The following is a 22,789-nucleotide window of genomic DNA, read 5'->3' on the forward strand; positions in this document are numbered from 1 at the left end:
GTCTGTATTTTCAGGCCGCACGCTCCCCTGCAGGCGCGCGTGGCGCCCGCATGTTTTTGTGTGGGAAGGAAACGTCCGGCCGGGTCTTGCGGACGGCCCTGGGGCTGTCCGCGTTGGCCGCGCCGCGGGCTAGGCGATAATCGCCGCCCCCGGCGCGGGTTCCATCGCGCCTCTGCGTTGCGTGATCAGGCCGTACGCCTCGGGACGCCGGTGCCGATCGAAGTTGAAGGTCGTTTTCTTGTAGGACAGGCAAAGATCCAGGTCGCAACGCGCGATCGCCAGCTCATCGCCCTTGGTCGAGCAGGCGGCCACGATCTCGCCCGACGGCGCGATGATGCAGCTGCCGCCGATCATTTCGCAGCCCTCTTCCTTGCCTGCCTTGGCCACGCCAACCACCCAGGTGCCGTTCTGATAGGCGCCCGACTGCATGACCAGGTGGTTGTGGAACATGGACAGGTCGTCATGTTCTGGCGCGGGGGGGTTGTGCACCGGCGTGTTGTAGCCGAGCAGGATCATCTCGGCCCCTTGCAGGCCCATCACACGATAGGTTTCCGACCAGCGGCGGTCATTGCACAAGGCCATGCCCATCACACCGCCAAAGCCCCGCCAGACGCCGAATTCGCCGCCCGGCTCGAAGTAGCGCTTCTCCAGATGCTGGAAGGCGCGCCACGGCTCATGCTCGTCATGTCCGGGCAGATGGACCTTGCGGTACTTCCCGATCATGGCGCCGTCCTGCCCCACCAGGATCGAGGTATTGAAACGGCGCTTGACGCCGCCCTGGACCACCAGCTCGGCATAGCCCAGGTAGAACCCGATGCCCAGCTTGCGCGCCGTGTCGAACAAGACCTGGGTCTGCGGACCCGGCATCTCGCTTTCATAGAAGGCATCCAGTTCGGCCGGATCCTCCATGTACCAGCGCGGAAAGAAAGTCGTGAGCGCCAACTCAGGAAAGACCACCAGCTGACACCCCATGGCGTGCGCCTGGCGCAGATGCGCCAGCAAACGCTCGACGACATCGCGGCGGCTATCGCTGCGCTGGATCGGCCCGAGTTGCGCGGCCGCGACGTTGATGATGCGTGACATGTTGCTTCTCCTACGGTTTCATTGTTCTGCGAGTTCGAGCATCATGGCCAGCAACACGCCGGCGCCCGCCTCGATATCGTGGTCATGGGTGAATTCCGCGACGTTGTGCGACAGGCCGCCGACGCTGGGCACGAACACCATGCCTGTCGGGCACATGCGCGCCAGCATCTGGGCATCGTGGCCCGCGCCGCTGGGCAGCCGCCGCACGCGGTGGCCGTGCTCGCGCGCGATCGACTCGACCCGGCCGACGATGGCCGGGTCGAACGCGACCGGCTCGAAATCCGCCAGCACCCGATGGGTCAGCGCCACGCCCTCCTCGGCCGCGGCCTGCTCCGCATACGCCATGCAGCGGTCAATCGCTTGCCGCAAGGCTGTCCCGTCCGTGTTGCGCAGATCCAGCGTGAAGGTCGCGCGATTGGGAATGACGTTGATCAGATTGGGGAACAGCTCCACCTGCCCGACCGTCGCCAGCTGCCCCTCGCCCATCTCGCGCGTCAGGTCGCGGGCGAAGCAGGCGATGCGGGCGGCCACGATGCCGGCATCGTGGCGCAAGGCCATCGGCGTGGTCCCGGCATGATTGGACACGCCGCGCAGCGTGAACTCGATCCAGTGGATGCCCTGCACTCCCGTCACCGCGCCGATGGTGTATTCCTCATGCTCCAGCACCGGCCCCTGCTCCACATGCAGCTCGACAAAGGCATGCACGCGGTTGTTGCCGGTGGCCGCCGTGCCGGCGTAGCCGATGCGCGCCAGGTTCTCGCCCACCGAAGTGCCGTCGATGCCCACGGTGGCCAGCGCCTGCGCCAGCGGCAGGTCACCCTGAAAGACCAGGCTGCCCATCATGTCGGGCGCGAAGCGCGCGCCTTCCTCGTTGGTGAAGAAGGCCACCGCGACCGGCCGTCGCGTCACCACGCCGGCATCGTTCAAGGCCGCGATCACTTCCAGCCCGGCCAGCACGCCCAGGTTGCCGTCGTAGCGGCCGCCAGTACGCACCGTGTCGATATGCGAGCCGGTCATCACGGGCGGCCCGTCCTGCTGGCCGGCGCGCAGGCCCACCACGTTGCCGATCCCGTCTATCGTCACGGCCAGGCCTGCCTCGCGCATCCATCGCACCACCAGATCGCGCCCTTGCCGATCGGCCTCGGTCAGCGCCAGGCGGCACACGCCGCCGCCCTCGATGGCGCCGACCTGCGCCAGCTCGGCGATGCGTCCGAGCAGGCGGGGCGCGTTGATGCGCGCCGCGCCACCGCCCGTCGCCCCCGCCGCGCCCGTCACGCTGCGGCTCCAGCGGCGACCTGCTCGGCGCTGCGGCCCACGATGCGCTGGTAGAGTTCCGGGTCGGTCGCGCCCTCGCTGCCGAACACCAGCACACGGCTGCCGGCGTCCAGACCCAGCGCATCACGCAAGGCCGGATCGGCCAGCGCCGCCAGGCAACCGGTCAGCCCCGCGACCGCCGACTCGCCGGCCACGACCGGCCCGTCGCCGTAGCGCCCGCTGGCCAGCAGGCGCACGGTCTGGAGCGCGGCCTCGTCGTCGACCGTCAGGAAAGCCTGCGCGCCCGGATGCAGCACTTCCCATGCCAGCAGCGAGACTTCGCCGCAGGCCAGGCCAGCCATCACGGTGTCCAGATCGCCATGCACCGCCACCGGCTCGCCGGCGCGGGCGCTCTCGTACAGGCAGGCCGCCTTGTCCGGCTCCACCACGATGAAACGCGGACGGCGCTCGCCCAGCTGCTCCCAGAAATGCGCGCATACCGCGGCCGCCAAGCCGCCCACGCCCCCTTGCAGGAAGACATGCGTCGGCAGCTCGCCGGCTTCGCGGCATTGGCGCAGCGCTTCGTCGGCCATCACCGCATAGCCCTGCATCACATCCTTGGGCACTTCCATATAGCCCGGATAGGACGTGTCCGACACCACATGACGCCCGAACCGCGCGGCGTCTTCAGCGGCCTGCCGCACTGAATCGTCATAATTGCCGGCGGTGCGTACGACTTGCGCGCCGTACTGCTCGATCGCGTGCTTGCGACCTTCGCTGACGGTGGCGTGGATGTAGATCACGCACTGGCAGCCGAAACGCTGCGCGCCCCAGGCCACCGAACGGCCATGGTTGCCGTCGGTGGCGCAGGTCACTGTGATCGACTGTGTCAGTTCGCGATAGCGGCCGGACAGCAGATCGTCCACGGACAGGTCGTCCCGGCCCAGCCGGGCCGCCAGCTCTCGCAGCAACTGCCGGCTGACCGCGTAGGCGCCGCCCAGGGCCTTGAAGCTGCCCAGTCCGAAGCGGCCGCCCTCATCCTTGTAGCGGATGCCGGCCACGCCGACGGCCCGCGCCAGACCGGACAGATCGCGCAGCGGCGTGGGCTGGTAGCCGGGCCAGTTGCGGATCTGCGCCTCGGCGCTCGCGTAGGCCTGCCCGCCCAGCACGTCGAGCTGACGCTGGCCATAGGGCGCAGCCGCCTCGAAGGCGGGGTTGAGCGCGTATCGCAACCGGATATTCGAAATCGGGGGGGTCAAGTCAGTCTCCTCTTGAGGTTCAGCGATGCAAGTCGCCGTAGTGTTCATGTAGTTGTTCGATGTGCTGCAGGCGTTCGCGCGCGGCCGGTCCGAGCTTGCGGGCCAGGGCCGAGCACAGATGATTGATCAGGCTGATGGCGGCGACGTAGGAGTCGAACACCGCTGAGCCGTTGTTGACGCAGCGCAGGACCAGGTCCGAACGCGCCGGCAGTTCGGTCGCGGTGGGATCGGTCAGCACCACGACCTTTGCGTCCACCCGGTTGGCGTGTTCGACGATGGGTTTGAGCAAGGTGACGCGGCGGCGGAAATCCATCACCAGCAACACGTCGTCCGGTCCCAGGTCGGCCAGATCCTCGGCAAGGTTCAGCCCCGCACCGGGCACCAGCACGACGCCGTCGCGCAACTGCGTCAGTAACGCCCAGGCATACTGCGCCAGCACCCGGCCATTGCGAAATCCCGCGATGCAGATGCGACGCCCGCCAGCAAGCAGGGACAGCGCGCGCTCGACGTCCCGGCTGTCCAGCCGCTCGAACGTCTGCGCCAGGTTCTGCAGGTCCATGGCCAGATGCGCGGCGAGCGCATCGCCGGTGGCGTCGGGCGGACGCACGCCGGCCATTTCGTACAGCGGCGATCCGCGCGCGCCCTCGTCGCGCGCCTGGGCGCGCACCTCATTGAAATTCTCGTAGCCCAGGCGCCGGAAGAAGCGCCCCGCCGTGGCCTTGGACACGCCGGCCTTCTGCGCCAGCTCGGCGCCCGAATAGGCCGCGATATTGCCCAGGCATTCGAGGGTGACATGGGCGAGGCGCTGCTCGCTGTCCGTGAAAGTATCCTGCTGCGCCAGGATCCGCTCTTGCAACGTCGAGCTCATGGTGATCAGATCTATGAAACTATGGTTTCACAAATATATTCTCATGAAACTTTAGTGTCAACGATTCAAAGCACCATGGAAACCCGCATTGGCGCCTGCCCGGCCAGATCAACGCCGGTCCTCACCGAGCCAGCCGGATCGCCAACTCTCCCCTCATCGCCCCGGGACCGAGGAGTCGCCCCGCGCGGCGCTGTCCCTCCCGCTCTGGTCTATCATGTTTTCCTGCGCGCGACGGGCAGGCGTCCCAGCCCGCGCGGCATTTTCATGTAGTCCACGTAGTAGCAAGGAGCCCTCTATGATCCGCAAGCTGATTCCCGTCCTGCTGGCCGCCACGCTGAGCGCCTGCGCCAATACCGGCGCGCCCCGCTCGTCCAGCCCGTCCTCGGATACCAGCTCAAGCGCGCCCGCCGCCAGCAGCGGAACCTCGTCCGGCTCCAGCTACAGCCCGACGGCCAGCGGCCCGTCCGGCAAGACCTGCGACGCCAGCGCCCTGCAATCCGAGATCGGCAAGAAAGCCACCCCCGCCGTGCTGGAAGACCTGCGCTCGCGCAGCGGCAGCCAGACCGCCCGCATGCTGCGGCCCGGCCAGCTGGTCACGATGGAATACAACGACACCCGGTTGAACCTGATCGTCGATGGCAAGGATGTGATGACGGCGATCCGTTGTGGGTGAGATGCCGGGGATGGTCATGCCGAGGAACAGCCGTTACTCGGCATGACTGAACTGCCTGTTCGGCGGAGGACAATTGGGACTCAAAACCCCCTGCCGCAAGGCCCGCCGGTTCGATTCCGGCCCCGAGCACCATCTCTAAAGATCACCGTTGCTTACAAGCATCGAGTTTGGTTCTTTGCCTTGCCCCCGCACCCCAAGGGGTTTTCCAAATCGATAGATAAATGCCGCACCCGTCCAATGGCGAAGTCCCGGCGGCCAGCCCACGTCCGCCCAAGACATGGCGTCGTCCCGACGCCAATAACCCTCAAGGGTGCGATTCGATAGATCGGGCAAGCGTTCTCATACGGGGCATTTCAACAAATGACTCGCCATAAGTGCAACTGAACGCCAAGCCGTCTATCATGCATTCCAACAATCCCACGTCCGCAAAGACAAGAAATGGAAGAAGTCATTCAGCGGTTGCGCCAATTCCGCGACGAACGAAACTGGCAGCAGTTCCATAACCCTAAAGACCTGGCGCTGGCCCTCAGCATAGAAGCCAGCGAGCTGCTGGAGGTTTTCCTATGGAAGCCCCCGGAAGCCGCCGATCGCGAAAAGGTGAAAGAAGAGCTTGCCGATGTCCTGGCTTATGCGTTGCTGCTGTCCGACGCGTACAACTTCGACGTAAAGAAAATCGTCCTGGAAAAGATCGAAAAGAACAAACAGAAGTACCCCGTCCACAAGGCAAAGGGAACCGCGAAAAAATACAACGAGCTATGACCCAGCCGCACCTCGTCGAAGTGAACCGCTACCGGTTCTCCACAGAAACACTGACCGACATCGAGACCAACTCATACGCAGCGGGCAATTGGCCGCTCGTCTATATCCTCAGCGATGGAACGACACGTTGCGCCTATATCGGCGAGACAACAGACACGCTGACCCGTCTGAGTACGCATCTCAAACACCCTCAGAAGAAATCGTTGACGACGGTACACCTCGTCAGCAGTGAACGCTTCAACAAGTCGGCGACGCTCGATATAGAGTCCTCCCTCATAAAGTACATGTCTGCCGACGGTCGTTTCAGCATCTTGAACGGCAACCTCGGCCTGAGCGACCACAACTACTATCAGCGGAATGAACTCTATTCCAGGATATTCCGCGAGACCTGGGACAGGCTGCGCGAGCACGGAATCGCCCAAAGATCAATCGAGGCCATCGACAATTCCGATGTTTTCAAATACTCGCCGTACAAATCTCTGTCGGCGGATCAACGACAAGGCCTGATCGAGATAATGCGGTCGCTAGTCGACCCCGGGTTGAAAAACGTCGTGGTCCAAGGGGGCGCCGGAACCGGAAAGTCAATCTTGGCGACATTCCTTTTCAAGCTCGTTCATTCCGACCTTGAAGAACTGGATCTGCGCGATTTTTCCGACGAAGAAAAGCAAGTCCGGGAGCTGCTGCAGCAGATAAAGCAATCGTTTCCAAACCCGCGCATGGCCTTGGTAGTACCTATGAACTCGTTCAGGAGTACGCTGAAGAACGCGTTCAAGAACGTGGCAGGCCTGCGTCCCAATATGGTCATCAGCCCATCCGAGCTGACGAAGCAGCGCTACGACATCGTCTTGGTCGATGAGTCACACCGACTGCGCAAGCGCGTCAACCTGGGAGCCTATTACAGAAGCTTCGACACAGCTTGTGCGGCTCTTGGAATGGACAAGAATACGTGCAGCGAGGTGGACTGGGTCACGCGCCAATCGGATAAGGCTGTCTTCTTCTACGACCCTGACCAGAGCATCAAACCATCCGATGCCAACGCATCCGACTTCAAGAAGATCAAGTCTTCGGCGGACAGCACGGTCATAACACTGACGTCCCAGTTCCGGGCCCGCGGCGGGCAGCACTACGTGCGGTTCGTCGATGATCTACTGCATTTGCGGCTATCGGCTGACCAGAAGTTCAGTTCTGGCAAGTACGAGTTTCTTGTGTTTGATGAACTCCCCAACATGATAAGGGAGATACAGCAGAGAAACGCCAGCTTTGGTTTGACGCGACTTGTCGCCGGTTATGCCTGGCCCTGGATTTCCAAGAAATCCCCCGAACTGCATGACATCGAAATCGGTGACGTTCGACTGCGGTGGAACAGCACGAACGCAGATTGGATCAACACGAAGGGCGCCGAGGACGAGGTGGGCTGCATTCACACCACCCAAGGCTATGACCTGAACTACACCGGTGTAATCTTCGGCCGCGAAATCCGCTATGACGAAAAACTCGACCAAATCGTCATTGACCGGCACAACTACCATGACCGGAACGGAAAGCAGACCATCGAAGATCCGAATGAACTCAAGAAGTTCATACTGAATATCTACCGGACCATGATGCTGCGCGGCATACGCGGTACGTTTCTCTATGCGTGCGACGACAGTTTGAGGCGTTATCTGAAGCGACATGTGGAGAGCTATAGATCCAACGTCATCGCGTTCCCGACGCCTGGCAAGCCTTTGGAACCTTACGTCAACGCAGTGCCTCTCTATGACCTGCGAGCAGCGGCAGGCGGCTTCAGCGAGCTCCAGCACGTCGAGCATGAAAACTGGGTGGCGGTCCCCGAGGACATGCCCGTGGGAAAGAATATTTTTGCTTGCCATGTAGTCGGCGAATCCATGAACATGGTCATCCCCGACGGCGCCATCTGCCTGTTTCGCTTGAACCCGGGCGGCAGCCGCAATGGAAAAATCGTGCTGGTGGAATGCGCCGATACGCAGGACGGCGACGCCGGTTCGCGATTCACGGTCAAGGAATATCAGAGCTTCAAGGTGCGCACCGAAGACGGCTCTGAGAATCAGAAGATCCTATTGAAACCGCGATCTACCAATCCCGCACTGGATCCCATTGAGCTCAGCAAGGACGATGACGAACATCGCTATCGGGTGGTCGGCGAGTTTTTGGGCGTGATCAGTTAGCGAGGTCCGTACGCGGATACCGCCGACCGATGGGCTGACCCTTGCCCGCTGCCATCGACATTACGGTTCACTAGCCTCGCCCCAGGCGAGGCTTCTTCCTTCCGCGTTCGATCTTGCCGGAGGGGCGGCTGGGATAGGTCCGACAGCTCTGTATTGACCCTGCATAACCTGAGCAGGTTCTGCAGGGTCAATACACCCCTGCCCCCGGGGCTCCCCCTGAAATCCCACCCCGCTCAATCGTCCCCGCCGCCCGCCTTGCGGGCCTCGGACAGCGCCACCGTCAGGTTGGCGACCTTCTTCTTCAACTGATCGCGTTCCTCGGTCACGCGCGCCAGCACCGCGCGCAGGCGCGTGACTTCGGCGGGCAGATCCTCGATCTCTTCCACGGGCACCTCGGGCGGGGCCTCGCGCGGCGGCGGGGCCTTGGCCTGGCGGGCTTCGCGGGCGGCCTCGCGCAGTTCCTTGCGGCCAGCCGTGGCGGCTGCCGCCTGGCGTTCCTGCGGCAGCGAGGCCACGGCGGCGGCCGCGTTGATGGAGATCTCGCCGGCCTTGACCGCCCGCACCAGTTCCGGCGCGGCTTCCTTCTGGATCTTCTCGATCTGGCCCAGCGTGCTGCTGCTGATGCGCGCCGCGCGCGCCAGCGCCTGGCGCGACAGCTCGGCGCGGCCCTGGGCCTGGGACATCACGACGGGCTTGGGGCCCGCGCCGTCGCCCTCGGCGTCACCGCCGGCATCGCTCGCGGCGGCCGGCATGGGTTCGTCGCCTTCCGCCCGCGCGCCCTCGTCCCAGGGCGGCGTGCTACGCGATTGCAGGATCTCGCGCTTGCGCAGCGCCAGCACCCCGCGCTGGAAGTCCGACACGCTGCGCCGGCCCAGGTGATTCTCGATCATCCAGAGATACACGTCATCGATGGACTTGAAGCTGGTGTTCTGGCGCGTCTCGAACGGAATATTGTGTTTCCTGCACAGCGCGTAGCGGTTGTGCCCGTCGATCAGCAGGTCGCCCCACAGCACCAGCGCGTCGCGGCAGCCTTCGGCCAGCAGGCTGCGTTCCAGCGCGGCTGACTCGTCTTCGGTCAAGGGGTCGATATAGGCCCGCAGGCCTTCGTCAATTCTGATTTCCATAACATCCAAGAAAAATTTCAGCTCGCGTCCCGCAGCGCCTGCCGCACGGCGGCCAGGCGCGCCACGGGGTCGGGCAACGCCAGCAGCCGGGTCTGCTCGGCCGCCGGCAGCGGCAGCAGCTCGCACCAGCGGTCGGCCACCCAGCCGCAGTCGTCCAGCCGGAACGGCGGCTCCAGCGGCATGTGCTCGGCCGGCACGCCCTCGCGCTGCCAACCCGCGATCAGCTTGCCCAGCGCGTCGGCGCAATCCTGCAGGTCCGCCGGCACCTCGGCCGGCTGGTCGTCGGCGATGGCCTCGGCCTCGCCCATCCAAAGCCCGTATTTTGCCAGCTGGCTGGCATGCAGCCGGAATCGGCCCGCGCCCACACAGCGCAGCGCCAGCAGCGCGGGCATCGGCGCGTCCCAAGATTCGATGCGCGCCATCGTGCCCACCGGCGCCAGCGTCTCCTGGCCCTCGGGGCTGCGGACCTCGCTGCCCGACAGCAGCGCCACCACGCCAAAGCCGCTGCCGTCGGCGATGCAGCGGCGCACCATGTCCAGGTAGCGCACCTCGAACACGCGCAAGTGCAGCACGCCGCCCGGAAACAGCGCGCGCGATAGCGGAAACAGCGGGATCAGCGCCATGACGCCGCCTACTTGACCAGGAAGGCCTCGTCCACCGGCACCTGCATGGACGTGACCAGCGCATTGGTCTGGGCCGCCATGCCGATCACGGCCAGCAGCTCGGCGTGCTGGCCGTCGGTCATGCCCTTGGCCCTGGCCGCCGCCGTGTGGGAATGGATGCAGTAGCCGCAGCCATTGGCCGTGGACACGGCGATGTAGATCAGTTCGCGCACCAGCGGCGACAGTTCGCCGTCCGCCATCATGACCTGCTTGAGCTGTTCCCAGACCCGCCGCAGCTGCGGCGGATCATTGGCCAGGGCGCGCCAGAAGTTGTTGACGAAATCGGATTTGCGCGTGGCGCGGATGTCCTCGAACACCGCCCACGCCTCGGGAATCGCGCGGACTTCCTCGTCCGACAGCAAGCGCACCGTGGCCATGGCCCTTCCTCCCAGTATGGCGACCGGGGCGCGGCCGGACGCCGCGCCCGCAAGCCGCCATTGGACAGGATAGCGGCCCGCGGTTCAAGCCTGGGCGCGATAGTCCTGCTGCGCCATCGGCTCCAGCGGATACAGCGGCCGCTGGCGGCGCTGGTAGGCAAACAGGCCGTAGTCCGAGCTGGTGACGCCCGGGCTGTCGCACTCGACCAGCGCGCCGGAGATGGGCACGAACACCGGCCGGCAATACATGCGCGACTTGACCAGGACGAAGCGCGCGGCGCGCGGGTCCAGGCCCAGGCTTTCGAACACGCCCAGGTCCCAGGGCTCGTGCGTGCGGCTGGTCAGCACCAGCTGCGCCGCGCCCAGGTCCAGCACCGCGCTGGGACCCATGCAGGCGGTCTGCCCGGTGTAGGTCGGGCCGGTGATCACGTACTCGCCATTGGTCAGCGCGCGCACCACGCCGCGCAGCGTCACCGGCGCGGCGGCGCGGCCGATGGCGTCGATGGGCCGCTTGTTGCCCACCGGCAGCTCCACCGTGGCGCCCACGCCCGCGCGCGCCATGGCCGCGACGGCCTCGGGATCGCAATACAGCCCGGCCTGGATGCCGGCGAGCCCGGCATCCAGCGCCGCCATCAACACGTCCATGGTGTCGCAGGTGCCGCCCGACATGCAGTTGTCGCCATGATCCAGCAGCAGCACCGGCTTGTCCGCGCCTTCGGCCAGCCGGGCCGCGCGCGCCAGCGAGTCGGCCAGCGGCTCGCTGCGGTAGTAGAAACCGTCGCGGTTGGCCCAGATGGCGTCGGCCAGCGCCGCCACGGCGCGCTCGGCGGCCGCGCGTCCGGCCTCGCCCGCGCCCACCGCCACCACGCTCAGGCAGGGCGCCGGGATGTCGGCCAGCGCGAAGCCGGCCAGCACCGACACGCCCAGCACCGCGCCCTGCTCGGCCTGGCGGGCGGCCTGCACCGCCTCGCGCATCGCGCCCTCGGCCGTGGCGCTGCGCAGCGTGTGGGTCATCAGCGGCAGGCGGCGCCAGGCCAGCGCCGGACGCGGTCCGCCCGCCAGCCAGTCGAACAGGATGCGGCCGGCGTGCTCGCCGGTCTCGTACATGTCGACGTGGGGATAGGTCTTGAAGCTGATGATGACGTCGGCGTTGTCCACCATCTTCTGCGTGACGTTGCCGTGCAGGTCCAGCGCCACGGCCACCGGCACGCCCGGCGCGGCCCGGCGCAGCCGTTCCAGCAGGTCGCCCTCGCCGTCGTCGGTGGTCTCGACCGCCATGGCGCCATGCAGGTCCAGCAGCAGCGCGTCGCAGCCGGGCGCGGCGGCGACGATGCGGTCGCATAGTTCCCGGTAGGCCGCGCCGTCCACCCGCCCGCTGGGGTAGGCCGTGGCCGACACCGGCGTGACCAGCTCGGCGCCGCGCGCCTCGGCCAGCTCGATGAAGGCGGACATGGCGGTGCGCTTGCCCTTGTTCTCTTCGTAGGCGGCGGCGTCGTAGGTCGGGCCGTCGTTGCCGAAGGCGGACAGCGGCGTGGGCACCGGCGAGAACGTGTTGGTCTCGTGGTTCATGCGCGCGATCAGGACTTTCATGTGGGGTCTCCCTTGGTTTTTTCTGCCGTGCCCGGTGCGCGCGCCGACGCGCCGCCCAGGCCGAGTTTTTCCATGGCCTCGCTGGCCTCGACGATCATGGCGGCCACCTCGGCCACGCTGACCCGCAGGCGGGTGGCGCGCGAACGCATGTGCTCGTAGGCCTCGCGCTCGTCCACCCGCTGGTTGTCCATCAGCGCGCGGATCGCCTTCTCGATCACGCGGCGCGCCTTGATGGTGCCTTCGAGCTTGTCGATCTTGTTCTGCTGGCGGTTCTGGAACAGCTTGGCCGAGCGCGCCAGCACCAACGTGCTGAGGATGCCGGCCGAGCGGAACGGCCGCGTCAACACGCCGTGGGCATTGGTCTTGAGCAGCTGCTTGAGCGTGGTCGGCGTCTCGTAGTCCGACAGCGCGATCAGCGTGGCCTCGGCCTCGCTGGCCGACCAGGCGGCGCTGTTCTGCCCGCACTGCGACACCAGGAAGAACACCACGTCGGCGCCCGCCGGCGGGCAATCCGGGAATGGCCAGTGCAGGTGGATGCGGCAGCCGATGCGCTTGAGCTGCTCGACCAGCAGGTCGCGATCCTCGCCGGGCGGATAGACGACGGCCACCGCGATGCTGCGCAGGTCCTCGTAGAGGCGGCGTAGGCTATGGTCCATGTCAGGATTTCTTGGTCGCCAGCACGCCACCCTCGCCGCATGGAAGGAGCGTCTCGCCTTCGGGGCCGCACGGAGCCGGTTTCACCGGTCCGTGGCGGCGCCCCCTGGAAGGGGGAGCGCGCAGCGCGTCGGGGGTGGGCCTCATCTCATTCCAGCCAGAAGGCGTCCAGGCCCAGCGACGTCATGTACGGGTCCGGCCGGACCGCCGCGTCGCTCTGCCAGACCACGTCGAAGCCGCCGTCGGGCCGGCACACGCCGATGCGCGGCGTCAGGGCGCAGTGATTGTTCTCGGGCAGCACCGCCAGCGGACCGCCCGGCGCGTCGAAGGCCACCTGGTGCACCGCCTGCATCAGCTTGCGGGTGTCCTGGCTGCCCGCGCGCTGCAAGGCGCGGGCGTACAGGTGCACCTGGCTGTAGGACGCCTCGGCGTAGACGCTGGCAGGCCGCTCGCCGAAGCGCTGCCGCCAGCGCGCCAGGAAATGCACGTTGGCCGGCGTGTCCACCGAATTGAAATACGTGGCCGCGGTGATGTGCCCGGCGCACAGGGCCGGGCCGACCTGGGCCACCTCGGCCTCGGTCATGGTCAGGCTGGCGATGGGCATGCGCGCGGCCGACAGGCCCATCTCGTGGTAGCGGCGGTAGAAGCGCTCGGCGTCCGAGCCGATCAGCGTCGAGAACACCACGTCCGGCTGGATGCGGCGGATGTCCTCGACCACCTCGTTGATGTCGGCCTGGTCGCAGCCCAGCCGCAGGTAGGTTTCGTCGAGGATCTCGCCGCCGTGCTGCTCGACGGTGTCGCGCATGATGCGGTTGGTCTCGCGCGGATAGATGTAGTCGGCGCCCACCAGGAAAATGCGCGAGCCGCAATGCCGGATCAGGTAGGCCGCCAGCTGCATGCTGCCCTGGTTGGGCGCGGCGCCCGTGTAGATGACATTGGGCGAATACTCGAAACCTTCGTAGACCGAGGCGTACCACAGCAGCGAGTTGCTGCGCTCGACCACCGGCAGCATGGCCTTGCGGCAATGCGAGGTGCAACCGCCGAAGATCACATTGACCTCGTCATCCAGCAGCAGCCGGCCGGCCAGCCGGCGGTATTCCTCGCTCTCGCTGCGCGGGTCGTAGACCACCGGCTCCAGCGGCCGGCCCAGCACGCCGCCCAGCGCGTTGATTTCTTCCACCGCCAGCACCGTGCCGAAGAAATGCTGCGACTCGGTGGTGCCGCTGACGCCGCTGCGCGAGTACAGCACGCCGATGCGCCAGCCGGGCACGGCCGGGGCCGGCGGCGTTGCGGAATTCGGGATCGGCGCGGTGCCGTCATTGGCCTGCGTCATGGCGTCGGGATTCGGGTTCATGCCTGCCGGTTCATACCTTCAGATGATCAATGATATGGCCTGCGGCCCCGGCCGCGCCAGCCTCGCCCTGGTCGACGATGGCGCCTTGTTTCAGGATCAGGTAGCGGTCGGCCACCTTGAGCGCGAAGGCCACGTTCTGCTCGACGATGAACATGCTGGTGCCGCGCCGCTCGCGCTCCCAGGCCAGCGCGCCGGCCAGCCGGTCGATCACCGAGGGCTGCAGGCCTTCGGTGATCTCGTCCAGCAGCAGCAAGGCGGGCCGTTGCATCAGCCCGCGCGCCACCAGCAGCATCTTCTGCTCGCCGCCCGACAGGGTGCCGGCATGCTGGCGCAGCCGGCTGGCGAACACCGGAAACAGTTCCCGCACATCGGCGAAGCGCTCGTCGAACAGCCGGTCGGACGGCAGGCCCAGCCGCAGGTTGTCGCGGATGCTCAGGTCCGGGAACAGCGCCTGCTCCTGCGCGGCATAGGCCACGCCGTGGCGCGCCACGTCCTGCGGCCGCATGCGCGTGGCGTCCGCGCCGCCCAGCCGCACCCGGCCGCCGGCCTTGGGCAGATAGCCCATCACCGTCTTGAGCAGCGTGCTCTTGCCCATGCCGTTCTTGCCCAGCAGCGCCACGCAGGCCCCGGGCTCCACCGCCAGCGACACGTCGCGCAGCACCAGCGCCGACTTGTAGCCGCTGGACACGCCCTCCAGGGCCAGGGCCGGCTGCCCGCCCTGCCCGCCCGCGCCGACGCGTCCGTCCGCCTTCGCATGTCCATTCGCCTGCATGCTCATTGCCGTGCCTCCTCTGCCACCGCCTGCGCGCTGCCGGCGTAGATGGCGCGCACCAGCGCCGACTCCACCACTTCCTGGAAACTGCCGTCCATCACGATGCGCCCCTGGTGCAGCACCACGATGCGCGTGGCCACCTCGGCCACGAAATCCAGGTCGTGCTCGACCAGCAGGCAGCACAGCCCGTAGCGCCGCGACAGCGAGGACAGCACCTCGCCGATGCGGGTGCGCTCGGCCTTGCTCAGGCCCGCCGTGGGCTCGTCCAGCAACACCACGCGCGGCTCTAGCGCCAGCACCATGGCCAGTTCCAGCGCCTGCTGCTGGCCGTGCGACAGGTCGCGCGCGGGCCGCTCCAGGCACTGGTCCAGTTCCGTCATGCGCAGCACCTCCAGCGCGTAGGGCGGCAGCGCCAGCTCGGGCGCGCGCCGCAGCCAGGACGGACGCTCGCGGATGGCCGAGGCGATGCGCAGGCTTTCCGCCACGGTCATGCTGTCGAAGATGTTGGCGTTCTGGAACTTGCGGCCCAGCCCGGCGCGCACGCAGAACGCCGGCCCCTCGCGCCGTATGGTCCGGCCGCACAGCTCGACCTCGCCGGCCGAGCGCTCGGCGCCATCGGCGATGCAGCGCATCAGCGTGGTCTTGCCCGCGCCGTTCGGGCCGATCAGTCCCAGCAGCTCGCCGCCGCCGGCCTTCAGGTCGATGCCTTCCAGCACCTGCAGGCTGCCGAAGCGCTTGGCCACGCCGCGCAGGCTCAAGGCGGCCGCGCCTTCCGGCGCCGGCGGCCTGGCCGTCAGCGCCGGCGCCGGCGCGGCGGCCGCGCGCCGCTTCGGCCCCAGCAGCAACGGCAGCAGCCCGCGCGGCAGCAGCAGGATGACCACGATGAAGGTCACGCCCAGCAGCAATTGCCACACAAAGGGCATGTAGCCGCTCAGGTACGAGGCCGCCAGGTTGATCAGGATCGCGCCCAGCACCGGCCCCCAGATCGTGCCTCGTCCGCCCAGCGCCACCCAGATGATCAGCTCGGTGCCGAACACGAAGCCGGTCAGCTCCGGCGCCACCACGCCGCTGAAGGCGCCGTAGCCGAAGCCCGCCAGCGCCGCCACCACGCCGCAGGCGACCAGCAGCGCGATGCGCCAGCGCGCCGTGTCCAGGCCCAGGTAGCTGCAACGCGATTCGTTGTCGCGCAGCGCCGCCAGGATGCGGCCGGCGTCGCTGCGCGTCACCGTCCAGGCCAGCAGCGCCACCGCCGACAGCGCGCCCGCCGCCACCACGTACCAGGCCTGCAGCGACAGGTCGAAGCTGTCGTAGCCGGTCAGCCCCGAGGACGAGCCGGTATAGGTGCCGCCGGACAGCGCCACCTGGGTCAGCACGATGGGCAGCACCAGCGATATCACCGTGGCGAAGAACGGCGAGGCGCCCCGGTAGAAGGACAACCAGCCCGTCACCAGCGCCAGCGCCGCCGAGGCCAGCGCCGCCGCCAGCACGGCCAGCGCCGCCACTCCGGGCGAGAAGCCGAAATGCGTGAAGGCCAGCCCGGCCGCATAGGCGCCCACGCCGAAGAACGCCGACTGCCCGAAGGTCAGGTAGCCGGTATAGCCCCACAGCAGGTCCACCGTCACCGCGGCGATGGCGAAGAACAGCGCCTTGATCAGCACGTTCAGCAGATAGGTGTCGAACAGCCAGGGGCCGGCCACGGTCAGCGCCAGGCACAGCGCCGCCAGCGCGCCCAGGTCGCGGCCGCTGCGGCGCGCGCGGCCCGCTGGCGCTTCGCGTTCCAACAAGGTGTCAGTCATCATGAATTCTCCGTGGCGCGCGCCACTACCGCGTCAGTCATGGGAAAAGCCCTGCGGACGGATGCGCAGCGTCAGCGCCGCCAGCACGGCGATCGTGACGCCGCCCAGGATCGGGCTGAGGTACACGCTCACCAGCACCTGGCAGGCGCCGTACACCAGGCAGGTCAGCAGCAGCGCGCCGATCGAATGGCCGGACACCATCACCAGCATGAAGGCGCTGACGAGCCAGGGCAGGCCCATGTTCGGATCGACGCTGGACAGCGGCGTGATCAGCGCGCCGGCCAGCGCGCCCAGGCCCGCGCCCAGGCCGAAGGTCGCCAGGCGGATGCGCTCGGCCTGGATGCCCAGCCCGCGCGCCAGGTTCTCGTTCATGATGACGGCGCGCGTGCGCACGCCGAAGCGCGTGCGGTTCAACAGCAGCGTCAGCAACAGGTACAGCAGCAGCGCCGCCGGGATCAGGAACAGCCGGTAGGCCGAATACTCCGTGCCCAGCAAGCTCGCCGCGCCCTGCACCGGCGAATCGACGAACTGCACCTCGCGGCCGAAGGCCATGGTGATGAGCTGGCCGATCACGATGCCCAGGCCCCAGGTCGCCAGGATGGCGTCCAGCGGCCGCTTGTACAGCGGCTGCACGATCAGCCGCTCGACCAGCAATCCGGTGGCCACGCCCGCCGCCAGCGCGGCCGGCAACGCCAGCCAGGGGTTCAGCCCCAGCTGCGTCACCACCAGGCTGGCGTAGCTGCCCAGCGTGATGATGGCGCCATGGGCGAAGTTCACGATCTTCATCACCCCGAAAATGATCATCAGGCCGGCGGTCACGATGAACAGCATGGCCGCGGTGCTCAGGATGTCCAGCAACAATCCCATCGTCTTCTCCGGCGGCCGCCCGACTGGCGAGCGGCGCGCATCCAACATAGTTTGCCGCGCCCCGGCAATGCGCCTGGCGGGGCCGCACGGAGCCGGCTTTGCCGGTCCGTGGCGGCGCCCCCTTTCGAGGGGGGAGCGCGCAGCGCTTCGGGGGTGGGCCTCACCTCACTTGAGATCCGGACACTGGGCGCCGGGGTCCACGTTCTCGAAGGTCTGCAGGATCTTGATGGACCCGTCCTGCTGCACCTGACCCAGCCGCATGGTCAGCGCGGCATGGCGCTGGCGGTCCATCTTCACCACCCCGCGCGGGCCGTCGAACGACACCTGGCTCAACGCCGCCACGATCTTCTGCGCGTCCATGCCGCCGGCCTGCTCCACCGCCGCCTTGTACAGGTAGAACCCCTCGTACTGCGGCTCGGACAGGTCATTGGCGGTCTTGGCCTGGTCGCCGAACTTGGCTTTCAGCGCGGCCAGGAATTTGTGGTTCTGGGCGTTGTCGATGCTGGTCAGGTAGGACGCCGACATGTACATGCCCGCCGCCGTGTCGCCCATGGTCCTGGCCGTGCCCTCGTCGATGGCCAGGTTGCCATAGGGCATGGACAGTCCGGCCGCGCGGATCTGCTTGGCCAGGCCCACGTTGGGGCTGCCGCCGGCGGTGGAGCTGATCAGCGCGCCGGGCTGGGCCGAGCGGATCTTCGAGACGATGGGCGTCCAGTCGGTGCCGTCCATGGGCAGGTATTCCTCTCCCACCACCTTGCCGCCCTGCTTCTCGATGTACTCGCGGCTGAACTTGAGCATGCCCCGGCCGAAGGCGTAATCGCTGCCGACCAGGAAGAAGGTCTTGACGCCGCGCTCCTTCATGAAATGGTCGACGATGGGCGCGACCTGCTGCTCCGGCACCCAGCCGTTGACGTGCATCCAGCGGTTGCAGGAACGACCTTCGTAGAACGAGCTGTAGATGTACGGGATCTTGCCCCGGTTGATGATGGGCAGCGCGGCGTTGCGCGCCGCGCTGGTTTCCATGGCGATCACGGCGTCCACTTTCTTCTGGAACACCAGCGTGTCGTAGGCCTTTTGCGCGCCCACCGCTGACGAGGCGTCGTCGGCGATCTCCAACACCACCTGGCGGCCCAGGATGCCGCCGGCGGCGTTGATCTCGTCGGCGGCCAGCTGCGAGGCCTGCACCACGGCCGGCGCGATCACGCTGTTGGCGCCGGACAGGCCCACCGGCACGCCGATGCGCAAGGGTTCGGCGGCCTGCGCGGACGCGGCCGCGCCCAGCAGGGCGACCACCGACAGGCGCAGCAGGAAGCTGCAATACGGAAGACGGCGTTGCGGAATGCTCATGGTTTTCTCCTTGGGGGCCGGCGGTGGTCCGCCATTTGAATGTGCTGCATGAATGTGCTGCGTGGATATGCCGCGATTCGCTGCTCGATTCCTGGTTCAGTTCGCCGCCCGGTCCACCGCCGGCGACGGGCCGGCGCCCAGCATTTCGTCGTACACGTCGCGACGCCGGTCGCGCAGCACGTGATTGAAGGCGTTGAGCTGGCGCGCGCGGCGCGCGGCCTTCAGGTCCACCGCCGCGACCAGGATCTCCTCCCGGTCATGGCTGGCCGGCCCGGCCACGGTCCAGCCCTGCGCGCCGACGATCAGGCTGCGGCCGACGAAGGGCTGGCCGCGCTCGGTGCCCACGCGATCGGCGCAGGCCACCGTCAGGCCGTTGCTATGAGCGCCGGCGATCGCCAGCGCGTGCGCCATCGCCGGGCCGTCGGGCGTTTGCCCCGGCATGGGCACCCAGTTGGTGGGCACCGCCACGATGTCCGCGCCGCGCATCGCCAGCAGCCGGTAGACCTCGGGGAACCAGCCGTCGTAGCAGATGGCCACGCCCAGCCGGCCGAACTCGGTGTGGAACACCGGCAGGCCCAGGTCGCCCGGTTCGAAATACAGGTTCTCGTCGCCCCACAGGTGCAGCTTGCGGTAGGTGCCCAGATAGCCTTGCGGGCCGGCGACCAGCGCCGAGTTGTAGAGCCGGCCGCCGTCGCGCTCGGCGATGCCGGCCACCAGATGAATGCCCAGCCGTTGCGCCAGCGCGATCCAGGCGCGCGCGCTGGGGCCGTCCGGCACCGTCTCGGCCAGTGCGCAGGCTTCCTCGCGGCTGTCAAACATGTAACCGGTATTGGCCAGCTCGGGCAGCACCACCAGCCGTGCGCCCTGGGCGGCGGCCTGTTCGACCAGCGCCTCGGCGCGCGCCACGTTGGCGGCAACCTCGCCCATCGCCGGTGCCATCTGCACGCAGGCGATCCGCAACTCGGCGGCGGTCGGATGCTGCGGGAAAGACTCTTGCATGCCATCTCCTTCATTTCTGGAACACAACGCGACGCACGATCCGACGATGAAAACAAAAAGCCCCCGACCACGCGTTGCGTGCATATCGGGGGCTTTCATAGCCAGAAGGTGAATTCAGGCGGCAATCATTGCCGCGGGTACCGCCACTGCCGGCGCGCCGTGCGCGCCGCGGTCGAAGCTGACCTTGGCTCGCATGATAGAAAGGCCGGCAGCGGCGCGGCAATAAGAGATTTCCCGGACAAATCGTCTCGAAATGACACCACAGCCGGCATCGCCGGCGTTACTATCGCGCTCCGGAAAATTCCGCGGACCGCGCCTTGCCCGCGCGCCGCGCCTGGACGATCGCGCACGCAGGGGGCTCATGCGCGACGGCTTCCGGTGTCCGTCGGCCCCTGGGAGCAACAATCGATGACGCATGACCTGCATGGCAAGCAACGATGGTGGGCGCTGATGGTGCTCTGCCTGGGCGTGTTGATGATCGTCCTGGACACCACCATCGTCAACGTCGCCCTGCCCTCGATCCGCGAAGACCTGCAATTCTCCGAGACCGCGCTGGTCTGGGTGGTCAACGCCTACATGCTGACCTTCGGCGGCTTCCTGCTGCTGGGCGGGCGGCTGGGCGACCTGTACGGCTCGCGCCGCATGTTCCTGGCCGGCCTGACGCTGTTCACCGCCGCGTCGCTGGCATGTGGACTGGCCCAGGGACAGACGCTGCTGATCGTGGCGCGCGCCGCGCAAGGCCTGGGCGGCGCCGTGGTCTCGGCGGTGTCGCTGTCGCTGATCATGAACCTCTTCACCGAGCCGGGCGAACGCGCCCGCGCCATGGGCGTGTACGGCTTCGTCTGCGCCGGCGGCGGCAGCATCGGCGTGCTGCTGGGCGGCCTCCTGACCAGCGCGCTGAGCTGGCACTGGATCTTCCTGGTCAACATCCCGATTGGCGTGCTGGTCTACGCGCTGTGCCTGCGGCTGCTGCCGGCGTCCCGGCCCGCCCCGGCCGGCACCCGGCTGGACGCGGGCGGCGCGCTGACCGTGACCGCCTCGCTGCTGCTGGCGGTCTTTGCGGTGGTCAACGGCAACGAGGCCGGCTGGACCTCGACGCAGTCGCTGTCGCTGCTGGGCGCGGCGGCGCTGTTGATGGCGCTGTTCCTGGCGATCGAGGCGCGCTCGTCCGACCCGCTGATGCCGCTGTCCATGTTCCGCCTGCGCAACCTGGCCACCGCCAACGTGGTGGCGGTGCTGTGGGCCGCCGCGATGTTCGCGTGGTTCTTCGTGTCGGCGCTCTACATGCAGCGCGTGCTGGGCTATGACGCCATGCAGGTGGGCCTGGCCTTCCTGCCCGGCAACCTGATCATGGCCGTGTTCTCGCTGGGCCTGTCGGCCAAGCTGGTGATGCGCTTCGGCATCCGCGGGCCGCTGGCCTGGGGGCTGGCGCTGGCGGCCCTGGGCCTGGCGCTGTTCGCGCGCGCGCCCATCGATGGCAGCTTCACGCTCGACGTGCTGCCCGCGATGGTGCTGCTGGGACTGGGCGCGGGCGTGGCCTTCAATCCCATGCTGCTGGCCGCCATGAGCGACGTCGAGCCGTCGCGCTCCGGCCTGGCCTCGGGCCTGGTCAACACCGCCTTCATGATGGGCGGCGCGCTGGGACTGGCGGCGCTGGCCAGCCTGGCCGCCGCGCGCAGCGCCGGACTGGCGGCGGCCGGGGCCGTCCCGCAAGCCGCGTTGAACGCCGGCTACCAGGCCACCTTCCTGGCCGGCGCCCTCATCGCCGGCGTTGCGGCGCTGCTCAGCGCCGCGCTGGTGCGCACGCGCAACCACGAGCTGGCGCGGCCGGCCGGCGACACACCGCCCATGCACTGATCTGGAACGGGCGTGGCGCCGCCGCCACGCCCGCCCGGACTTTGCAGAGCTTGACGGTCCGGCGCGGACGGGCTTGCGCTAATCTGGCTGCGCCACCACAGCCAGGCAGCCACCTCATGACCTTTCTCGCAAGCGCCAACCTGCTGCGCCGCCGCGACGGCCACGAAGCCCGCGTCACCTTCGTCGAGCTGTTCTTCGACCTGGTGTACGTCTTCGCGGTCACCCAGATCTCCCACAGCCTGCTGCACGACCTGACCCTGATGGGCGCGCTGCACGCGCTGGTCTTGTGGTTCGCCGTGTGGCTGGGCTGGCAGTACACCTGCTGGGTCACCAACTGGTTCGACCCCGACGCCGTGCCCATGCGCGTCATGCTGTTCGCCGTGATGCTGGCCGGCCTGGTCTCGGGCGCCGCCCTGCCCGGCGCCTTCGGCGCCACCGGGCTGGTGTTCGCCATCAGCTACGTGGTGATCCAGGTGGGCCGCACGCTGTTCATCGTGCTGCACCTGGGGTCCTCGCATCCGCTCTCGCCCAACTTCCGCCGCATGCTGGCCTGGCTGTGCGTGTCGGCGGTCCTTTGGATCGCCGGCGGCCTGTCACAGGACGGCACGCGGCTGGCGCTGTGGGCGCTGGCGGTGGCCTGCGAATACCTGTCGCCCATGATCGGCTTCCGCTTCCCCGGCCTGGGCCGTTCCGCCACGAGCGAATGGACCATCGAGGGCGGCCACCTGGCCGAGCGCTGCCAGCTCTTCGTCATCGTGGCGCTGGGCGAGACCCTGCTGATCACCGGCGCCACGCTGGCCGGCCTGGACAACTGGCACGCGCCGGCGCTGATCGCGCTGCTGGCCGCCTTCCTGGGCACCGCCGCGATGTGGTGGGTGTATTTCGACACCAGCAGCCATGACGGCACCGAGGCCATCGTGCATTCGGACGATCCGGGCCGCATCGGCGCCTGGTTCCACTACGTGCACGTGATCCTGATCGCCGGCGTGATCGTCTCGGCCGTGGCCAACGAACTGGTCATCCTGCATCCGGACGGCCGCATCTCCATGCCGGCCGCCGCCGCGCTGATCGGCGGCCCGGCGCTGTACCTGGCCGGCAACGGCATCTACAAGACCGTCGTCTATGGCCGCTTCCCGCTGTCGCACGTGGTCGGCCTGCTGTTGCTGGCCGTGCTGGCGCCCATCGCCTTCGTCACCGACAACCTGATGGTGGGCGGCCTGACCACGCTGATCATGATCCTGGTAGCGGCCTGGGAAAGCGTGGCGCGGCGCAAGGCGCGCGCCGCCGCCCCGCACTGAGCCAGGGCGC

20 protein-coding genes are annotated in these 22,789 nt (G+C 67.7%); 5 read left to right on the forward strand and 15 right to left on the reverse strand.

What is annotated here, in order from left to right; translation table 11 throughout:
- Positions 1 to 129 precede the first annotated feature (129 nt).
- The 4 genes from AC6LJ9_RS18220 to AC6LJ9_RS18235 are packed head-to-tail and all read right to left on the reverse strand — an operon-like array spanning position 130 to position 4,464.
- Positions 130 to 1,083: an N-carbamoyl-D-amino-acid hydrolase gene (locus AC6LJ9_RS18220; protein ID WP_498148656.1), complete on the reverse strand. Its 954-nt coding sequence runs from the start codon at positions 1,081 to 1,083 to the stop codon at positions 130 to 132.
- A gap of 18 nt (positions 1,084 to 1,101) precedes the next feature.
- Positions 1,102 to 2,358: a M20 family metallo-hydrolase gene (locus AC6LJ9_RS18225; RefSeq protein ID WP_498148657.1), complete on the reverse strand. Its 1,257-nt coding sequence runs from the start codon at positions 2,356 to 2,358 to the stop codon at positions 1,102 to 1,104.
- Positions 2,355 to 3,596 (reverse strand): diaminopropionate ammonia-lyase, encoded by a 1,242-nt coding sequence (locus AC6LJ9_RS18230; RefSeq protein WP_498148658.1) that lies wholly within the window; start codon positions 3,594 to 3,596, stop codon positions 2,355 to 2,357. The genes AC6LJ9_RS18225 and AC6LJ9_RS18230 overlap by 4 nt, the downstream gene beginning before the upstream one ends.
- Before the next feature lie 19 nt (positions 3,597 to 3,615).
- Entirely contained in the window at positions 3,616 to 4,464 is an 849-nt protein-coding gene (locus AC6LJ9_RS18235; protein WP_212315415.1) for a MurR/RpiR family transcriptional regulator, read from the reverse strand.
- 295 nt (positions 4,465 to 4,759) lie between these two features.
- Between AC6LJ9_RS18235 and AC6LJ9_RS18240 the strand changes: the two genes are divergently transcribed.
- From AC6LJ9_RS18240 to AC6LJ9_RS18250, 3 genes are all read left to right on the forward strand, one after another.
- Positions 4,760 to 5,137 (forward strand): I78 family peptidase inhibitor, encoded by a 378-nt coding sequence (locus AC6LJ9_RS18240; RefSeq protein WP_498148659.1) that lies wholly within the window; start codon positions 4,760 to 4,762, stop codon positions 5,135 to 5,137.
- Between the two features lie 438 nt (positions 5,138 to 5,575).
- Positions 5,576 to 5,896, forward strand: a complete 321-nt coding sequence (locus AC6LJ9_RS18245) for a nucleotide pyrophosphohydrolase (protein WP_103274689.1) — start codon at positions 5,576 to 5,578, stop codon at positions 5,894 to 5,896.
- Positions 5,893 to 8,082, forward strand: coding sequence for a DNA/RNA helicase domain-containing protein (locus AC6LJ9_RS18250; RefSeq protein ID WP_498148660.1), 2,190 nt, complete (start codon positions 5,893 to 5,895; stop codon positions 8,080 to 8,082). The genes AC6LJ9_RS18245 and AC6LJ9_RS18250 overlap by 4 nt, the downstream gene beginning before the upstream one ends.
- A 233-nt stretch (positions 8,083 to 8,315) precedes the next feature.
- Here AC6LJ9_RS18250 and AC6LJ9_RS18255 read toward each other — a convergent pair whose 3' ends face one another.
- From AC6LJ9_RS18255 to AC6LJ9_RS18305, 11 genes are all read right to left on the reverse strand, one after another.
- Positions 8,316 to 9,206: a ParB N-terminal domain-containing protein gene (locus AC6LJ9_RS18255; protein WP_498148661.1), complete on the reverse strand. Its 891-nt coding sequence runs from the start codon at positions 9,204 to 9,206 to the stop codon at positions 8,316 to 8,318.
- A gap of 17 nt (positions 9,207 to 9,223) precedes the next feature.
- The gene (locus AC6LJ9_RS18260; RefSeq protein ID WP_498148662.1) at positions 9,224 to 9,829 is read right to left on the reverse strand and encodes an LON peptidase substrate-binding domain-containing protein; all 606 of its coding nucleotides are present in this window, start codon (positions 9,827 to 9,829) and stop codon (positions 9,224 to 9,226) included.
- An 8-nt stretch (positions 9,830 to 9,837) separates the two neighbouring features.
- The gene (locus AC6LJ9_RS18265; protein ID WP_212315445.1) at positions 9,838 to 10,245 is read right to left on the reverse strand and encodes a carboxymuconolactone decarboxylase family protein; all 408 of its coding nucleotides are present in this window, start codon (positions 10,243 to 10,245) and stop codon (positions 9,838 to 9,840) included.
- Positions 10,246 to 10,329: 84 nt separating this feature from the next.
- Complete coding sequence (locus tag AC6LJ9_RS18270) at positions 10,330 to 11,835, reverse strand: M81 family metallopeptidase (protein ID WP_498148663.1); 1,506 nt, start codon at positions 11,833 to 11,835, stop codon at positions 10,330 to 10,332.
- On the reverse strand, positions 11,832 to 12,491 hold the full coding sequence (locus AC6LJ9_RS18275; protein WP_212315449.1) for an ANTAR domain-containing response regulator: 660 nt from the start codon (positions 12,489 to 12,491) through the stop codon (positions 11,832 to 11,834). Before AC6LJ9_RS18275 ends, AC6LJ9_RS18270 begins: the two co-directional genes overlap by 4 nt.
- A 146-nt stretch (positions 12,492 to 12,637) precedes the next feature.
- Complete coding sequence (locus tag AC6LJ9_RS18280; protein WP_498148664.1) at positions 12,638 to 13,843, reverse strand: transporter substrate-binding domain-containing protein; 1,206 nt, start codon at positions 13,841 to 13,843, stop codon at positions 12,638 to 12,640.
- A 10-nt stretch (positions 13,844 to 13,853) separates the two neighbouring features.
- Entirely contained in the window at positions 13,854 to 14,615 is a 762-nt protein-coding gene (locus AC6LJ9_RS18285) for an ABC transporter ATP-binding protein (protein ID WP_498148674.1), read from the reverse strand.
- Between the two features lie 2 nt (positions 14,616 to 14,617).
- On the reverse strand, positions 14,618 to 16,411 hold the full coding sequence (locus AC6LJ9_RS18290; RefSeq protein ID WP_498148675.1) for an ABC transporter permease subunit: 1,794 nt from the start codon (positions 16,409 to 16,411) through the stop codon (positions 14,618 to 14,620).
- Positions 16,412 to 16,444: 33 nt separating this feature from the next.
- Positions 16,445 to 17,278 (reverse strand): branched-chain amino acid ABC transporter permease, encoded by an 834-nt coding sequence (locus AC6LJ9_RS18295; protein WP_103274696.1) that lies wholly within the window; start codon positions 17,276 to 17,278, stop codon positions 16,445 to 16,447.
- A 165-nt stretch (positions 17,279 to 17,443) separates the two neighbouring features.
- Positions 17,444 to 18,625 (reverse strand): substrate-binding protein, encoded by a 1,182-nt coding sequence (locus AC6LJ9_RS18300; RefSeq protein WP_498148665.1) that lies wholly within the window; start codon positions 18,623 to 18,625, stop codon positions 17,444 to 17,446.
- Between the two features lie 96 nt (positions 18,626 to 18,721).
- Complete coding sequence (locus tag AC6LJ9_RS18305; protein ID WP_212315453.1) at positions 18,722 to 19,624, reverse strand: nitrilase family protein; 903 nt, start codon at positions 19,622 to 19,624, stop codon at positions 18,722 to 18,724.
- 408 nt (positions 19,625 to 20,032) lie between these two features.
- Between AC6LJ9_RS18305 and AC6LJ9_RS18310 the strand changes: the two genes are divergently transcribed.
- Together AC6LJ9_RS18310 and AC6LJ9_RS18315 are read left to right on the forward strand one after the other, a co-directional pair.
- On the forward strand, positions 20,033 to 21,481 hold the full coding sequence (locus tag AC6LJ9_RS18310; protein WP_498148666.1) for an MFS transporter: 1,449 nt from the start codon (positions 20,033 to 20,035) through the stop codon (positions 21,479 to 21,481).
- 116 nt (positions 21,482 to 21,597) lie between these two features.
- Positions 21,598 to 22,779: a low temperature requirement protein A gene (locus AC6LJ9_RS18315; protein WP_498148667.1), complete on the forward strand. Its 1,182-nt coding sequence runs from the start codon at positions 21,598 to 21,600 to the stop codon at positions 22,777 to 22,779.
- The last annotated feature ends 10 nt before the right edge of the window (positions 22,780 to 22,789 follow it).

The sequence above is a fragment of the Achromobacter sp. 1011811831 genome (assembly GCF_059760905.1).

Coding starts and splice junctions, on each gene's coding strand:
- AC6LJ9_RS18220 (WP_498148656.1), bottom strand. CDS start 1,083: ATGTCACGCATCATCAACGTCGCGGCCGCGCAACTCGGGCCGATCCAG.
- AC6LJ9_RS18235 (WP_212315415.1), bottom strand. CDS start 4,464: ATGAGCTCGACGTTGCAAGAGCGGATCCTGGCGCAGCAGGATACTTTC.
- AC6LJ9_RS18240 (WP_498148659.1), top strand. CDS start 4,760: ATGATCCGCAAGCTGATTCCCGTCCTGCTGGCCGCCACGCTGAGCGCC.
- AC6LJ9_RS18245 (WP_103274689.1), top strand. CDS start 5,576: ATGGAAGAAGTCATTCAGCGGTTGCGCCAATTCCGCGACGAACGAAAC.
- AC6LJ9_RS18250 (WP_498148660.1), top strand. CDS start 5,893: ATGACCCAGCCGCACCTCGTCGAAGTGAACCGCTACCGGTTCTCCACA.
- AC6LJ9_RS18255 (WP_498148661.1), bottom strand. CDS start 9,206: ATGGAAATCAGAATTGACGAAGGCCTGCGGGCCTATATCGACCCCTTG.
- AC6LJ9_RS18260 (WP_498148662.1), bottom strand. CDS start 9,829: ATGGCGCTGATCCCGCTGTTTCCGCTATCGCGCGCGCTGTTTCCGGGC.
- AC6LJ9_RS18265 (WP_212315445.1), bottom strand. CDS start 10,245: ATGGCCACGGTGCGCTTGCTGTCGGACGAGGAAGTCCGCGCGATTCCC.
- AC6LJ9_RS18270 (WP_498148663.1), bottom strand. CDS start 11,835: ATGAAAGTCCTGATCGCGCGCATGAACCACGAGACCAACACGTTCTCG.
- AC6LJ9_RS18275 (WP_212315449.1), bottom strand. CDS start 12,491: ATGGACCATAGCCTACGCCGCCTCTACGAGGACCTGCGCAGCATCGCG.
- AC6LJ9_RS18280 (WP_498148664.1), bottom strand. CDS start 13,843: ATGAACCCGAATCCCGACGCCATGACGCAGGCCAATGACGGCACCGCG.
- AC6LJ9_RS18285 (WP_498148674.1), bottom strand. CDS start 14,615: ATGCAGGCGAATGGACATGCGAAGGCGGACGGACGCGTCGGCGCGGGC.
- AC6LJ9_RS18290 (WP_498148675.1), bottom strand. CDS start 16,411: ATGACTGACACCTTGTTGGAACGCGAAGCGCCAGCGGGCCGCGCGCGC.
- AC6LJ9_RS18295 (WP_103274696.1), bottom strand. CDS start 17,278: ATGGGATTGTTGCTGGACATCCTGAGCACCGCGGCCATGCTGTTCATC.
- AC6LJ9_RS18300 (WP_498148665.1), bottom strand. CDS start 18,625: ATGAGCATTCCGCAACGCCGTCTTCCGTATTGCAGCTTCCTGCTGCGC.
- AC6LJ9_RS18305 (WP_212315453.1), bottom strand. CDS start 19,624: ATGCAAGAGTCTTTCCCGCAGCATCCGACCGCCGCCGAGTTGCGGATC.
- AC6LJ9_RS18310 (WP_498148666.1), top strand. CDS start 20,033: ATGACGCATGACCTGCATGGCAAGCAACGATGGTGGGCGCTGATGGTG.
- AC6LJ9_RS18315 (WP_498148667.1), top strand. CDS start 21,598: ATGACCTTTCTCGCAAGCGCCAACCTGCTGCGCCGCCGCGACGGCCAC.